This window comes from Brevibacillus sp. MS2.2, assembly GCF_013284345.1.
Lineage (GTDB): Bacteria > Bacillota > Bacilli > Brevibacillales > Brevibacillaceae > Brevibacillus > Brevibacillus brevis_C.
Genome location: NZ_JABSUZ010000034.1, coordinates 46,418 through 60,294, shown reverse-complemented (window position 1 = coordinate 60,294; position 13,877 = coordinate 46,418). Strand labels below are relative to the sequence as shown.

Annotated in this window: 18 protein-coding genes; 15 read left to right on the top strand and 3 right to left on the bottom strand. The window is 45.2% G+C overall.

From position 1 onward, the window contains the following. From HP568_RS29905 to HP568_RS23970, 4 genes are all read left to right on the top strand, one after another. Nucleotides 1-1,177, top strand: a 1,177-nt coding sequence (locus tag HP568_RS29905) for a DNA/RNA non-specific endonuclease (RefSeq protein WP_254551474.1), incomplete at its 5' end; no start/stop codon positions are given. A 13-nt stretch (nucleotides 1,178-1,190) separates the two neighbouring features. After that, nucleotides 1,191-1,658 carry a DUF600 domain-containing protein gene (locus HP568_RS23980; RefSeq protein ID WP_173612575.1) on the top strand — a complete coding sequence of 156 codons (468 nt, stop codon included), beginning with the start codon at nucleotides 1,191-1,193 and terminating at the stop codon, nucleotides 1,656-1,658. A gap of 363 nt (nucleotides 1,659-2,021) precedes the next feature. After that, nucleotides 2,022-2,717 carry a hypothetical protein gene (locus HP568_RS23975; protein WP_173630433.1) on the top strand — a complete coding sequence of 232 codons (696 nt, stop codon included), beginning with the start codon at nucleotides 2,022-2,024 and terminating at the stop codon, nucleotides 2,715-2,717. 186 nt (nucleotides 2,718-2,903) lie between these two features. Continuing rightward, nucleotides 2,904-3,143 carry a DUF7660 family protein gene (locus tag HP568_RS23970; RefSeq protein ID WP_056493578.1) on the top strand — a complete coding sequence of 80 codons (240 nt, stop codon included), beginning with the start codon at nucleotides 2,904-2,906 and terminating at the stop codon, nucleotides 3,141-3,143. 24 nt (nucleotides 3,144-3,167) lie between these two features. Here the strand turns inward: HP568_RS23970 and HP568_RS23965 are convergent, their stop codons facing one another. Further along, entirely contained in the window at nucleotides 3,168-3,422 is a 255-nt protein-coding gene (locus HP568_RS23965) for a hypothetical protein (RefSeq protein WP_048034233.1), read from the bottom strand. Nucleotides 3,423-3,780: 358 nt separating this feature from the next. Here HP568_RS23965 and HP568_RS23960 point away from each other — a divergent pair, with 358 nt between their 5' ends. The 6 genes from HP568_RS23960 to HP568_RS23935 all read left to right on the top strand — a co-directional run bounded on the left by HP568_RS23960 (nucleotide 3,781) and on the right by HP568_RS23935 (nucleotide 6,838). Next, on the top strand, nucleotides 3,781-4,032 hold the full coding sequence (locus tag HP568_RS23960; protein WP_254551472.1) for a pentapeptide repeat-containing protein: 252 nt from the start codon (nucleotides 3,781-3,783) through the stop codon (nucleotides 4,030-4,032). A 16-nt stretch (nucleotides 4,033-4,048) separates the two neighbouring features. Next, on the top strand, nucleotides 4,049-4,339 hold the full coding sequence (locus HP568_RS23955) for a hypothetical protein (protein ID WP_173630432.1): 291 nt from the start codon (nucleotides 4,049-4,051) through the stop codon (nucleotides 4,337-4,339). 55 nt (nucleotides 4,340-4,394) lie between these two features. Next, nucleotides 4,395-4,778 (top strand): hypothetical protein, encoded by a 384-nt coding sequence (locus HP568_RS23950; RefSeq protein WP_254551470.1) that lies wholly within the window; start codon nucleotides 4,395-4,397, stop codon nucleotides 4,776-4,778. Between the two features lie 39 nt (nucleotides 4,779-4,817). After that, nucleotides 4,818-5,093 (top strand): hypothetical protein, encoded by a 276-nt coding sequence (locus HP568_RS23945; protein ID WP_048034230.1) that lies wholly within the window; start codon nucleotides 4,818-4,820, stop codon nucleotides 5,091-5,093. Nucleotides 5,094-5,236: 143 nt separating this feature from the next. Continuing rightward, complete coding sequence (locus tag HP568_RS23940) at nucleotides 5,237-6,055, top strand: alpha/beta fold hydrolase (RefSeq protein ID WP_254551468.1); 819 nt, start codon at nucleotides 5,237-5,239, stop codon at nucleotides 6,053-6,055. 144 nt (nucleotides 6,056-6,199) lie between these two features. Further along, nucleotides 6,200-6,838, top strand: a complete 639-nt coding sequence (locus tag HP568_RS23935) for an immunity protein Imm33 domain-containing protein (protein WP_048034228.1) — start codon at nucleotides 6,200-6,202, stop codon at nucleotides 6,836-6,838. On the opposite strand, the gene nfi is transcribed toward HP568_RS23935, so the two are convergent. Next, nucleotides 6,835-7,521, bottom strand: coding sequence for a deoxyribonuclease V (gene nfi, locus HP568_RS23930; RefSeq protein WP_173630431.1), 687 nt, complete (start codon nucleotides 7,519-7,521; stop codon nucleotides 6,835-6,837). The genes HP568_RS23935 and nfi overlap by 4 nt on opposite strands. 167 nt (nucleotides 7,522-7,688) lie before the next feature. On the opposite strand from nfi, the gene rbsK reads away from it, so the two are divergent. The 5 genes from rbsK (at nucleotide 7,689) to HP568_RS23905 (ending at nucleotide 13,183) form a co-directional block, all read left to right on the top strand. Next, nucleotides 7,689-8,591 carry a ribokinase gene (rbsK, locus tag HP568_RS23925; RefSeq protein ID WP_048035927.1) on the top strand — a complete coding sequence of 301 codons (903 nt, stop codon included), beginning with the start codon at nucleotides 7,689-7,691 and terminating at the stop codon, nucleotides 8,589-8,591. Nucleotides 8,592-8,600: 9 nt separating this feature from the next. Next, a complete protein-coding gene (locus HP568_RS23920; RefSeq protein WP_217366743.1) occupies nucleotides 8,601-8,963 on the top strand; it encodes a cupin domain-containing protein in 363 nt (120 codons plus the stop codon). 148 nt (nucleotides 8,964-9,111) lie between these two features. After that, nucleotides 9,112-9,708, top strand: coding sequence for a TetR/AcrR family transcriptional regulator (locus tag HP568_RS23915; protein WP_048034225.1), 597 nt, complete (start codon nucleotides 9,112-9,114; stop codon nucleotides 9,706-9,708). Nucleotides 9,709-9,772: 64 nt separating this feature from the next. Continuing rightward, nucleotides 9,773-10,912: an MFS transporter gene (locus tag HP568_RS23910; protein ID WP_173630429.1), complete on the top strand. Its 1,140-nt coding sequence runs from the start codon at nucleotides 9,773-9,775 to the stop codon at nucleotides 10,910-10,912. A 132-nt stretch (nucleotides 10,913-11,044) separates the two neighbouring features. Then, complete coding sequence (locus tag HP568_RS23905; protein WP_173630428.1) at nucleotides 11,045-13,183, top strand: ATP-dependent Clp protease ATP-binding subunit; 2,139 nt, start codon at nucleotides 11,045-11,047, stop codon at nucleotides 13,181-13,183. A 55-nt stretch (nucleotides 13,184-13,238) separates the two neighbouring features. Here HP568_RS23905 and HP568_RS23900 read toward each other — a convergent pair whose 3' ends face one another. After that, nucleotides 13,239-13,862, bottom strand: coding sequence for a YqaA family protein (locus tag HP568_RS23900; protein ID WP_048034222.1), 624 nt, complete (start codon nucleotides 13,860-13,862; stop codon nucleotides 13,239-13,241). Nucleotides 13,863-13,877: the final 15 nt, after the last annotated feature.

Genomic DNA, 13,877 nt, shown 5'->3' with positions numbered 1-13,877 from the left:
GGAAGAGTCTGGCTGGGGTGGATTTCTGGATGGTGTACAGCTAGCGCTGGATGTTGTGGGACTCATTCCAGGTCTGGGAGAAATAGCGGACTTAGCGAATGCAGGAATCTCGCTAGCACGTGGAGACTATGCAGGAGCAGCGCTATCTCTGGCGGCTTGTATACCTTTTGCAGGCTGGGCGGCAACCGGAGCCAAGCTGGGAGCAAAGGCGCATAAAGCACTAAAGGGAACGAAAGTGGGACAGAAAGTGCTCGAGGTAGCAGACTCAGCGGCGGATGTAGTGAAGACGGTAGCAAATGCCGTAGAAAGTACCGTAGGGAAGGTCTGGACGGCTGCCCGCAAAACACTAGAAGAGATGGATGTGATGCAAGCCGTCCAGCGAATCAAGGAGCAGTTGTACGCTAGCGTCATGGCCGCAAAAGATGCAGTCATCAACAAGGCAACACAGATGAAAGAACAGCTCAAGCAAAAGGTTAGGAAGCTGCGCGATGATATGCAAGAAGGCTTGCAGAATTTAGCGGATAGTTTAGGCCCTCAGTTACAATCGGCGGAAGGGTTTCCAATAAAATTCTCGAATAAAAAAGATGTGGTAGAGCTTGCCCCTACGGAGAACCAACTGAAGTGGCGCGAAACATACGGGGGACCGAATGGGCAGAAGCCGAATCAAAAGCCGCCGGAGAAGCCGCCTGAAATTGATGGATCCGGAAATGGTCCTAATAAAACATTTGTTGATAATCCATTTGATGAAACAGGAAAACTTAAACCGAATGTGCAGTATAAAGCAGGTGAACACAAATATGACTATGAAACTGATCATCTAGGCAGAATTGAAAGCTTTAAAACAGATGATCTAAAATTAACTGCAAGAGATGAACGATTACCACATGAATCAAATACGCCAGGTAAGGAACCTGGTGACCATGCAGGGCATTTGGCAGGTGATAGGTTTGGTGGTTCACCAGATATCGATAACCTTGTATCCCAGTCAAGTAAGGTTAATCTCAGTACTTATAAGAAAATTGAAAATGAATGGGCAAGAGCTTTAAAAGAGAATCCGCCTAAACAAGTGTCTGTTGATGTAAAAGTAAATTATGAGGGGGATTCGCTTCGACCGTCTAGTTTTAATGTAAGTTACATAATAGATGGTGAGCTAAAAGTTTTTGATTTAGTAAATTAAAGGAGATTGGACTATGACAAAAGTATTTGAAGATTATTTTTCAGAACTACAGGCAGATATGGTGTCCATTTGTCTTGAGTATGTAAATAACAAAGCTGATATGATATATATATATGCCTCGAATGAATATGGACAATTTAGTACAGATGTATTTTATCAAATTAACAAGGCTATTGTTAAAAAACACAAGGTTAATGATGCAGTATTAGACACTAATAGTAATTCAAGACCTAGCTATGATATATCAAAAGAGAGACAAGTAACTTTACTCAATATTCTTAATAAAAACTTACGTGAAATTAGTGATTTATGTAAGAAAAATAACAGGGAAATGCCCACAGAGATGAAATTGGTTTATAACGTATCTGAGAACAAATTAAAAGCTCAATATAGTTACGAGATAAAATATACTAATGATCCTGAAAAATTACCTAGTCATATATTCAATGATTGGTTCGAAGAAATGGGTGGAAAAATATAAGGACAATATACTAAAAAAGAACCGTACATTACAATAAAAAGCACGTACAATAAGTAACATAACTATCACATGATAAACTTTCAAAGGTTGATTCTATCTTTCAAAAATAAGATGGAGTCAGCCTTTTTTGCATGTTCAAAATCAAATGAGCAGTTTGCTTACCCCGGATGATCAGGAAGAGCCGTATACATAGCTTTCAATGAATGGCAATCAAGCTCGGCCCAGACCTTTCCTGGTTATTCTATGTTCTCCCCAAATCCCACACTTTCCCCTTACTTTTCACGAGGTTATCCCGAACATTCCTGACGCTCATACGGTACGATTTGTTTGCAAGAAACAATAGGAGACAGGGAGTGTTCACACATGAAAAAAATGCTTTCCGTATCTGTAATCGCAGCGTGCTTGTTGGCAACGAGTGCCGTAGGAGCTTTTGCGGCGGAGAAAGAAGGAAAAGGAGCAGGGTGGAGCAGTTTGCCTGAAGTTCAAGCGCTAAAAGCATTGCAAGTGGAGCAAAAAGCTCTCCAAGATAAACTGAAGGCTCAAACTCAGACCAACAAACAAGCATGGGACATTCTTTGGGGCGATGTGACGCCAGAAGTACGTGAAACTGTGAAAAGCGCGCTGGCAGAGACAAAGCCACTCCGCGAAGAGAACAAGGCGCTATCGGCTGAACTGAAAGAAGCGAAGAAAGCAAAGGATAAGGAAAAGGTAGCGAGCATCAAGGCTGAAATCGCCGCGAACCATACCGCCATCGAAGAAAAACTGGTGCATATCCAAACAGAATTGACTCAGGTAAAAGAGAAAAAAGCGTCTTTTAAAGAGATGAACCAACAATTGAAGCCAATCCGTACAGAAAAGAAAGTGAACAAAGAGCAAGCAAAAGAACTGAAAACAAATGAGAAGAACACAGTGCAAGAAGCAAAAGAAGTATTCAAGGCTGGTGACAAGGAGCAAGCAGCGACATCCTTGCAAGAGGCTGCTGATCTGTTGAAAGAACTGATCGAGGTACAAAGCGAGATTTTGGAGCAAAAGCAAGCGATTTCCGAGATTATTCAATAAGGAACGTCTACGAGAATAGTGACAGCCCGAATCCTGTTATTTACTAGACAGATGTTCCCTCTCACATAAGAGACAGAAAGTCCGTTGCACGCTAGCGGGCTTTTTTCATTCCCCAATTCGTCAAATTCCTTTGGAACAACTATATTAAAATAGAAGATAAAGACATAGGGGGAGGATGAGTTTCGCATGGATATTCTAGAGAGAGCGGGTACAGTTGAGAGTAGGGAGGATATGGTTCAATTCATTTCTCATTTGATTAAGGATTATCAGCAAAATAAAAAAGAGTGGGCGAATATGTCCCTGGAAGAGTTCCTGAGTGGGATGGAGTCATGGATTGAAGATTGTGATAATATGTTAGCTGATCTTGAAGATGTAGACTGGAATTTGTTTGCTACCATTTTAATTGCAGGAAGCCGTTATGAGTAAATAGGAAAGGCCCTTGAACCAAATTCAAGGGCCTTTGACGATATAAGGGTTATCAATTTCTTCCCCGAGATTATCCAAATCTCGCGTAATATTGATGGTAATTAAGTATCTCGACTTGCCTTTATGCTTTCCCAGATCGACAACTTGATGTACCTCGATTACATCGTTTTCATACTCTTTATGAGAGTAGCACATTTCATCTAGCGTGGATGTAAGGTCTGTGTTGTCCCAATTCGCTATTTCCAATTCTACATATAATTGATTTTTCTTTATGTTCACCTAGCTTCTCTCCCTTGTTTGATTTCTATTAATTCCTTTATCATCTTATAAATGGTAACCGAAGTGCAAATAGCAGGAATAGTCGAGGCGAAAAAGCCCCTCTCCTTGCCTCAAAATCATATCATCCAGGACTAACGACCCATTCACAAAATCCCAAATAATACCGATTGTAAGATTGTGTATAAAATAATGGTCTTATTTGGAAAGGTGAATCCATTCACAAGGACAATGCGCGGGCCAAGCTGGACATGGATGATCAGCAGGATCAGAGCACGGCATATAGGTTCTCTTACTCCTATTTCAACGCACTGATTTCAGCCATTCGCTTCTTTGTGATGCCGATTTTCGTCATGCTGACTTGAGCGGAGCTATCTTCTCTTATGCCGAGGGACAAGGAGTTAGTGCGGACGAGCTGCATCGTGTACCGGGCTTACTCGGTGTCCAATTTGCATATGCTGATTTGGAAGGAGCGGATTTTCGCCATTCTCGTCTGTATCATGCGAATTTTCATGGAGCGAATATGCGAAATGCCGTTTTTTTCGAGAAGGACGGTGAACGCTTTGCATTGAGTGTAGTACAGAGGCAGCAGATTGAGTGGAAAACGGAATAAAGGAGGCGGGATTGACATGCGCGATTATTATTTGTTAGCAGATGATTGTCGAAATGCTCAAAAGGTCGTACCATCGGGTCTGGGGCTGCAAAAGGAAAACGCCTTCGAGCAACTCCCGCCGATATCCGTTCTCGAGGTTCATTTGAATGGAACGGTAAAGAGACTTGTATTAGATACCGATAAGATAAAGGCACATCAATTCTTTAAAGTTCAAGGTATCTTGGAGCCGTATATCGTGGGGAGTCTGGAAGGATGCAGAGTTGCTTGCAGCGAATTTATCATCCCGATCGAGGACAAAACCTACTAGCAAATCTTGTTCGCGACCTCGGTAAACGGGCGGACACTACTCGGGAGCTTTCATTTTGAGTCTGAGGAATGCTCGTGTGGCAGCCTTTGGCCCAAGCGTTGATTCGCACGCTGCGGGTAGAGAAGATTTGATCATGACAGAACAAGGAGGTTTCCAATTGGAACAGCAGCAACATCAACAGCAATGGCAAGTGAACGTGCCTGAAAACGAGCGGGTTATGTCGGTCAAGGAATGGATGATTACTTTTTTAATTATGATGGTGCCCGTGGTCAATCTCGTGATGTATTTTGTTTGGGCATTTGGCAGTGAAGGCAATCTAAACAGAAAGAACTGGGCCAAAGCGAACTTGCTGATCATAGGTGTTTGCATCGGTTTGTACTTGAGTGTCTTCTTTTTGATTCTGATCTTGGCATTCATTGGAGCAGCGGTTGAACAATAGCGAGAACGGTGGATTGGCAAAAAACATGGAGGGTGTAGAATGGATCACCAAACGTATGTGGAAGGAAGCGTAGCGGAAAACGAAAAGGTCATGACGATGAAAGATTGGATACTCGTCTCGTTGTTCATGATGATTCCGATCGCGAATATTGTTTTGTTATTTGTCTGGGCTTTTGGTTCAGACGGGAATCTGAATCGTAAAAACTGGTCAAAAGCTACCTTGTTGTTAATGGCCATTCTTTTGGGTTTATACTTCGTCTTTGGTACGATAATCGCCATTATCACGTTTATTTTACTCGCCATGGAAGGGCAATAAGGGACGATGCTAGTACGTCGATCAGGCATATTCCAACTCGAATTACCGAGGAGGAATATGCCTTGTTTTTTATACCAGCTTTGCTTTTTTGACGTGCTTTTTCCTCCGTACAAGAATCATTCCCAAAAAATAGAAACCCTCATTTGTTCATCACGTATTACTACAGTGAAATCCAGACCTTACAAGTGAGGTGTCGTACATTGGCAATAGAGATATCGAAAGTAAGTACTTCAAGAGGGAAGATCCAATATCATTGGAGCGGAAACGGCCAACCCAATATCGTTCTCATTAACGGTGGCTCAGGACCGATAGAAGGCTGGATGAAAATACAACCGGATCTTTCAGAGACGTCATCTGTCTTTTCCTATAATCGTCTTGGTGTTTCGGGTAGTGATAAGCCGCAAGAACCCCAAGACGGACTCACGATTGTAGAAACGTTACGGGAGGCATTAACGTTAGTAGGTTTTGAACCCCCATTTTTGCTAGTCGGACATTCATTAGGGGGATTATATGCAAATTTATATGCCCGGTGTTACCCCGACGAAGTAGCTGGCGTTGTCTTTTTAGAATCCAGCCATCCGAAAGATATCGGCCTTGAGAAATATCAAGGTAAGGTAGTCAAAACCATTAACAAAATACTCTCCATGTTTGATTCCTGGTCTCCCCATAAACCATTCAATGAAGTTCATTTTGTCAAAAAAACAGTGGAACAAATCCATGCTATCGATTCTTTTCCCGACATCCCTGTTTATGTGATTACAGGTGGAAAAGAAAATCGTATGATGCCAGAAGAAGTACGCAAAAAACGAATCGAGCATCAGTTGGAACTGCTTTCATTATCAAGCACCAGCAAACATATCCTCGCTAAAAACAGTGGACATTTTCCTCAATTTACCGAGCCCGGAGTCGTCATTGATACGATCAAAGACTGTGTCGAACAAATCCAACAAAAAACGTTGTAGCCCACCTGCCAAGCCGAGCTTTGCTACTCATTCATCAGCCAGTTATTACCTATTCCTTGTAGTAAAAGTGTAACGGAGCTTTTCCTCTATTCGTGATATCCTGAAGATAGCAGCAATTCCAATCACACAGAAAGGAAGAGGTCCATGTCAGATGAGAAAGAGTCCCGACTCTGCCAACGCTCCAAACAGATTCATAACCGCACGTTTGTCGTGACCTGCAAAGAGTTTTTGGTGAAGCAAGCAGACTTTCTGTTGGACGTATTCTCCGATGTTGAAGGCGAGATTGGTCCTATCAAGAACGGTGCGAAAATTCAGGTAGGCTGGACCATTCTTATGGTTTTCGAACGGGATGGGTATATGGAGATCGTCGCACCCAACTACGACACGAATCCTTTTTCCGAAACAACTTCTGACCTGTCTGTGTCCTTGGTCGTGCAAATGGCGCAAAACAACTGTTTAAAAACAGTGCGAGCAGAAGGGGAAGCTGCTTTGTTCCAAGATAAAATTGTGGTGGCCAAAGGTGCATTTGAACAAGACCATGTCTATTTGCAGCGTGCAGAAGATGTTCGAAAAGGTGACTCCGGGTGGTATCTTGGGCCTGTGGAGGGTGAAGTAGATAGTGACCAGCTAGAGTCATACTACGTTTACCAACTGCTAAAGCTACGTCCGTCTCTCTTGCAAGCATTGGCTTTGCCACGAGGCTACATTGTCGTTTTCCAAGGAGAGCAGATCGAAGCAGTCTTGGACGAGCACGATGAAAATGTATGGCCGACACTTCATTAGCGGCCGCTATTTAACTCCGCCAATACTTTATTCACGAGCTGATCCGCTTGCCGCGTCGTTTCGGGCAAACGATATTTGGGAGAGAGCTTGGTGATCCATGCGCATGCAGTTGGCAAAGAAATTCCGTGTCCGATCGAGACGAATATCGGTTTGATATTCGGTTGTGTGCGCAAGACTCCACCGATGATTTCAGCCTGATCGATCAAAGGGGAATACGCACCTCTTTCCTGTGCGGGTTCTTCGTGTTCACCGAGCAGTCTCGTTTTTCCACAGCCAATGGTGGGAATGTCAAACAGGACGCCCAAATGACTGGCTAGTCCGAATCTTCGCGGGTGAGCGATTCCTTGCCCATCGCAGACGACGAGCTGCGGGGTTGTTTTTAGCTCCTTGAATGCACTCACCAACGGCGGCAGCTCTCGAAAAGAAAACAATCCGGGAATATACGGGAATTCGACGGTGTCTTGAATGACGACAGACTCGACGACTTGCAGGGAAGTGGCGTCGAGGATGACGACACCAGCGACTAACAAATCGGACTCGGCATGATAGGCGACATCGACTCCGGCGATAAAGCGTACGTCCGCTAGTTGATCTTCTTTTTTTACTTGCTGGGCTAGTTGTCGCTGCAAGTTGATGGCGTCTTGCTCATCAATGTTCCAAGGATGGTGGATAATCGGCTCCATCTGTTTACCTCCGGATGATAGAAGATTTGTTCATTATAACCAATGGAAGCATTGCGATCCAAGTCTTAGGAACAATCTTGAGAAAATACGTTGACTTCTCGGATGAAAAGCACTATTTTGTAACCGACCGAATGATCATGTTCGGGAAGGAACGAGGAGGGTTCGTCGTGAAAATCGCAGTAGTAGGAAGCATCAATATGGATCTTGTAACCCATGTACATCATTTGCCCAAAGCAGGAGAAACGATCGCAAGCCATCACTTCGAGCTGATCCCGGGAGGAAAGGGAGCGAATCAGGCAGTAGCCGCGTCTCGCCTGGGTGCACATGTCTCCATGATTGGAATGGTAGGAGAAGATGAGAATGGCCGGGTCATGCTGGGAGGGCTAACGGATGCGCACGTTCACATAGAGGGGATCAAATGCTCGGGTACGACAGGCATGGCTTTTATCAATGTAAGTGATGATGGGGAAAATAACATCGTGCTCGTTCCGGGTGCGAATGGGCTCGTCAGCACCGAGCATCTTGCAGACAATCTGTCTATTTTAAAGGAAAGCGACGTCGTATTACTCCAACTGGAAATCCCGATGCACGTCGTGGAATATACAGTCAAAGAGGCTGCCCGACTCGGTAAACTGGTCATTTTAAATCCGGCACCGGCACGTGAGCTATCCAGTGAGCTATTAACCCATGTACATACCTTAACCCCAAATGAAACAGAGCTTTCTATTCTCACAGGAATGCCTGTATCTACGATAGACGAAGTACATACAGCAGCCAAAAAGCTATTGTCTGCTGGACCAAAGCGCGTCATCGTGACATTGGGGGAAAAGGGGGCTCTGTTAGTAACCGCCGATGAGGCGACCCATATCCCGGCTTTCCGCGTAGAGCCAGTGGATACAACTGCGGCAGGCGATTCCTTTACAGCAGCTTTTGCCGTTGGAATCACACAAGGAATGACAGAAACAGAAGCGGCCACTTTTGCCAGCAAAGTAGCAGCGATTGTCGTTACAAGGAACGGTGCTCAACCATCCCTGCCTACTTTCGATGAAGTACAAGCATACTCTTTTTAATGGGGGAGAATGATGGAGAAGGTCAATGTAGCTGAAAAGTTTGCGTTATTCCATGAGTATTGGAATCCCAAAATTGCAGGCGAAATCAATGACTCCTATGTAAAGCTGGCGAAATTGAAAGGTGAGTTTGTCTGGCATCAGCATGAAAATGAGGATGAGATGTTTTACGTTGTGAAAGGGAAGCTGCTTATTAAATTTCGCGATAAAGATGTTTGGGTAAACGAAGGCGAATTTCTCATTGTTCCAAAAGGTGTAGAGCATATGCCAGTTGCAGAGGAAGAGGTTCATGTATTATTGCTTGAACCAAAGACGACGCTCAATACTGGAGATCAAGTAAACGAAAAAACAGTAACAGATTTAGAGAGGATATAATCAAAGATCAAGCCTGTTTTGAGAGATGATTTTCAAAATGGGCTTTTTCTATAGGCATGGTTTACAGTTGCAGATATTTCATTTGTTGACCGAACGGTACATAATATGTAAGATTTCCATAACAGTTGGAAACGAAAGGAGGATTCCGTTGAGTAAACGTGGCAGACCTCGTGATTTTGATTACACGTCCATCGTAGATGTGGCCATGAAAACGTTTTGGTCAAAAGGCTACAATGGTTGTTCTACGCATGATTTATGCAGTGATACTGGACTAGGGAAAGGTAGCTTGTACAATACGTTTGGCAGCAAACAGGACCTTTATCTAGCGGTGGTGGAACACTATCACGATACTGGGATTCAAGAACAGCGGGCATTATTGGAAAGCCCGGGTTCCGTGAAAGAACGGTTGCAAAACTTTTTAGCTTGGGCATTGGTGGAAGACTTTGAATCAACGAATCCAAAGGGATGTTTGCTGATCAATGCGGGATTGGAACGGGCAAAAGACGATCCCAAGATTGAAGAAATCGTCTCCAGACATGTTGAACTTTTGAAGCAAACGATGGAACAAGTGATGGAAGAAGGCTTGCGAACGGGCGAAATCGCCAAAAAACGATCTGCTGTGGATTTGGCTAGCCTATTTTTAAGTAGTTACTATGGCTTCCGTGTGTTGAATACATCCACACAAAATCGGGCATTGGCTGAACAAATCATGAATGGCACCATGGAATCTATCTTCGGCGCGTAAAGCGCTCTTTTTTTGAGTGATTTTTGTACCGAGTGTTACAATAATAAGTGAGGAGTGTTTCTTCATGCCGTCGATGATTTATTTGTTAGCGGTAGCGATTTTTGCGATGACGACTTCTGAATTTATGGTGGCTGGGATGATGAATGAGCTTGCCGATGATTTCGATGTGACGATCCCCTCCATCGGGTATTTCATTACAGCGTATGCAGGAGCAATGGTGATAGGGGGGCCCATCCTAACAGCAACTCTCTTGCACATTCGCCGAAAACAAGCGCTGCTTTCTTTGGTTGCCGTCTTCTTCCTTGGCCAATCGTTGGGAGCATTGGCTTGGGATTACGAGTCAATGATGCTTGCGCGAATCCTAACGGGTATTGCTTCATCCGCAGCGTTTGGCATCTCCGTCAGTATTTCAGCCAGCCTGGTTCCCTCTCATTCACGGGGAAAGGCCGCTTCGATTGTTTTGGCTGGCCTAATGATAGCTACTGTCATCGGACTTCCTCTGACAACCGTGATTGCACAATTTTTCGGCTGGAGAATGAGCTTTTGGGCTGTTGCCGTTGTCGTATTGCTATCAGGGATCTTGATTCAATGGTTGCTCCCTTCCTCTGCACAAAAAGACCAGATAAACGTAGCGGATGAGCTTGGCAGTTTTCATAATCCGCATCTTTGGGCCGCGTATGCAACGAGTATGCTGATCATTGGCGGTACCTTCGCAGCGTTTAGTTATTTTACTCCGATTCTTACGGATGTAACGGCATTTTCGGATGCGAGTATCCCGTATTTGCTTGCCTTTTATGGGATCGCGACGGTGATCGGAAATATTGTGATTGGCAGACTTGCTGATCGTTTTACCATGCGAATCCTTGTAACGGGATTAAGCATACTCTTAGCGGCATTGGTTCTGTTTGCCGTAGGAGCCGAAAATAAATGGATCGCTGTGCTTTCCATTGTTCTGATTGGATTGACGGGTGTAGCGATGAATCCGGCCATGATCGCACGAGTTATGAATACAGCAGGCAGTGGGACGATGGTAAACACTGTTCATACTTCCTTTATTACATTGGGTGTTGCGATTGGGTCTTCCTTAGGTGGGATCGGGATCAGCAGTGGCTACGGGCTTGTATCACCATTGTGGGTAGGTGCTTGTTTAGCTGGTATAGGGTTACTTTCGATCGTTCCCTATCTGCGAAAGGGCAAAGTGTAAAAAACCATACAATCCCTCTTGAAAGTCAAAGAAGGTCAAACTATAATAAAGTCATCGAAGGTCAGGAAAGGTCAAAGATCAAAAATCGAAGACCTTCTGAATTCCAAAACAACGCTTTTGGGGGGATTGAATATGCATTGTGAAATCTGCAAACAACGAGAAGCAACTGTGACTGTTCATATACGCTTACAAAATCAGCAACAGAAATACGATCTGTGCAAAGACTGCCAGACAAAGCTGACCAACAAAATGGGAGTGGGCATGGGCTTTAGTCCTTTCTCCTCCTTCTCTGGACTGGATGAGTTCCTGCAAGGCTTTGCTCAAGGCTCGATGAACCCGGGCAAATCTTCCAGCCAACCGCAGCCACAAGCACCAGAGCGTGGTGGAGGCATCCTCGATGACCTGGGTCGTAATCTAAACGATGCGGCACGTGCCGGACTGATTGACCCTGTGATTGGACGCGAACAGGAAATTGAGCGTGTCATTGAGATTTTGAACCGACGCAACAAAAACAATCCAGTTCTGATCGGAGAGCCAGGAGTCGGGAAGACGGCGATTGCGGAAGGCCTCGCCCTGCGTATTACGGAAGGGCAAGTACCGACCAAGCTGAAAAACAAGCAGGTGTATATTTTAGATGTCGCCTCTCTGGTTGCAGGGACGGGAATTCGCGGACAGTTCGAGGAAAAAATGAAGCAAGTGATTGCCGAGCTGCAAAAACGCAAAAATGTCATCCTGTTTGTGGATGAGATTCATCTCTTGGTGGGAGCAGGCTCTGCGGAGGGATCCATGGATGCAGGGAACATTCTGAAGCCTGCGCTAGCTCGCGGTGAGTTGCAACTGGTTGGGGCAACAACGTTAAAAGAGTATCGCGTGATTGAAAAAGACGCTGCTCTGGAGCGCCGCCTGCAGCCAGTTATGGTCAAGGAACCAACCGTAGAACAAGCCATCGAGATTTTAAAAGGATTGCGTCCGAAATACGAAGCATTCCATCAAGTTGCTTACTCGGATGATGTCATTCGTGCCTCCGTGGAATACTCCCATCGTTACATCCAGGATCGATTCTTGCCTGACAAGGCGATTGATCTCATGGATGAAGTGGGCTCTCGCTTGAACCTGAGATCCTCCGCGGTTGATACGGCAGAGCTGCATGAGCGGCTGGCACAAATCAATCAGGAGAAAAAGGAAGCGACGGAGCAAGAAGCATACGAACGAGCTGCCCGTCTGAGAGACGAGGAAGCGGGTATTTTAGAGAAGCTGGATCAAATCGAGGGCAAGGAGCAACGCGTTCAGGTTGACGTCACGGACATCCAAGCCTTGATCGAGCAAAAGACTGGGATTCCGGTTACCAAGCTGCAAAGTGATGAGCAGATGAAAATGAAAAACCTGGCCGCTCATTTGGAAGCAAAAGTCATTGGTCAATCCGAGGCAGTCACTCAAGTAGCGAAGGCGATTCGACGCAGTCGGGCAGGTCTGAAACCGAAAAACAGACCGATCGCTTCCTTCCTGTTCGTCGGTCCAACTGGCGTAGGGAAGACAGAGCTGTCCAAAGCATTGGCAGAGGAGCTGTTTGGGACCCGTGATTCCATGATCCGCCTCGATATGAGCGAGTACATGGAGAAGCACTCGGTATCCAAATTGATCGGTTCTCCTCCTGGCTACGTCGGTCATGAAGAAGCAGGTCAGCTAACAGAGCGCGTACGCCGCAACCCGTACAGCATTATCCTGCTGGATGAGATCGAAAAAGCACACCCGGACGTGATGCACATGTTCCTGCAAATTCTGGAGGATGGTCGTCTGACAGACAGTCAGGGTCGTACGGTGAATTTTAAAGAGACGGTCATCATTGCTACGAGCAATTCAGGTGTGAGCGAGCGAAAAATCTCTGTCGGCTTTGGAGCAAAAGCGCCCGAGCCTGCTACCGTGCTGGATTCTCTCGGGGCGTACTTCAAGCCGGAGTTCCTGAACCGCTTCGACTCGATCATTTCCTTTGCCCATCTGGAAAAACAGGATTTGGTCAAAATCGTCGATCTGCTGCTGCAAGATGTGAGGGGCAATCTGTTTGAGCAAGGAATGGAGATCACCGTGACAGATGCCGCAAAAGAAAAGCTGGCTGAGCTGGGCTACAACCCTTCCTTTGGGGCACGTCCATTGCGACGCGTGATTCAGCAATATGTCGAGGATGGCATTGCAGATTTGGTGATGGAAGAAGACGATGTGACAGCTATGGTCATTGATGTCGAGGATGATGTCATTCGAGTGAAAAAAGGATAACCGTCGTAAAAAAAGAAACCCCGATCTGGGGTTTCTTTGCTTTTTATGATCGTCTTTATTTATTCATGACTTTCTCATTGACGCCGTTGCTGACTCCAGCGCTTTCCATTTTCACTTGGCGGCGCTTGGCGATGATTTTCTTCACCCATAGCCCGACCAAGATGAGCGGCACAACGGTGAGAAAGATATAGAGAGAAACGTTATGGACCATATTTTCCGCCATTTTGCCGTAAAAATAAAACAAAAATCCGACTGCGTAAAATTTGACTGCCCGTCCAATTGCCGCGTACCCAATCAATTTCCACAACGGGAATTTCAAGCAACCCGACATGATTGTAAACACTTTAAACGGAATGGGGGTAAACGAACCGATGAAGATCGCGACTTCGCCTTTCTTTTGGAACATCGCTGTGGCAGAATCAATCCATTCCTTCTTGAGGATTTTGTACAGAACGGATTTGCCTAGTACTTTACCAATAAAATAACCGACGGGTGTCCCTAACAGACAAGCGATGTAGCCTACCGTTGCAATCCACAAGGCCTGCGAAGGATCAACGAGGCTGAGTGGTACTTGAAGAAAGAAGGCAGGAACGGGAAAGATGACTGCGTCTGCAAAAGAATGGATGAACATTCCCAAATAGCCGTATTCCATTAAGAAATCTAAAATGTTCTGAAACATCTATTTCTCCTTTGT

Coding starts and splice junctions, on each gene's coding strand:
- HP568_RS23980 (WP_173612575.1), top strand. CDS start 1,191: ATGACAAAAGTATTTGAAGATTATTTTTCAGAACTACAGGCAGATATG.
- HP568_RS23975 (WP_173630433.1), top strand. CDS start 2,022: ATGAAAAAAATGCTTTCCGTATCTGTAATCGCAGCGTGCTTGTTGGCA.
- HP568_RS23970 (WP_056493578.1), top strand. CDS start 2,904: ATGGATATTCTAGAGAGAGCGGGTACAGTTGAGAGTAGGGAGGATATG.
- HP568_RS23955 (WP_173630432.1), top strand. CDS start 4,049: ATGCGCGATTATTATTTGTTAGCAGATGATTGTCGAAATGCTCAAAAG.
- HP568_RS23945 (WP_048034230.1), top strand. CDS start 4,818: ATGGATCACCAAACGTATGTGGAAGGAAGCGTAGCGGAAAACGAAAAG.
- HP568_RS23935 (WP_048034228.1), top strand. CDS start 6,200: ATGTCAGATGAGAAAGAGTCCCGACTCTGCCAACGCTCCAAACAGATT.
- nfi (WP_173630431.1), bottom strand. CDS start 7,521: ATGGAGCCGATTATCCACCATCCTTGGAACATTGATGAGCAAGACGCC.
- HP568_RS23920 (WP_217366743.1), top strand. CDS start 8,601: ATGATGGAGAAGGTCAATGTAGCTGAAAAGTTTGCGTTATTCCATGAG.
- HP568_RS23910 (WP_173630429.1), top strand. CDS start 9,773: ATGCCGTCGATGATTTATTTGTTAGCGGTAGCGATTTTTGCGATGACG.
- HP568_RS23905 (WP_173630428.1), top strand. CDS start 11,045: ATGCATTGTGAAATCTGCAAACAACGAGAAGCAACTGTGACTGTTCAT.
- HP568_RS23900 (WP_048034222.1), bottom strand. CDS start 13,862: ATGTTTCAGAACATTTTAGATTTCTTAATGGAATACGGCTATTTGGGA.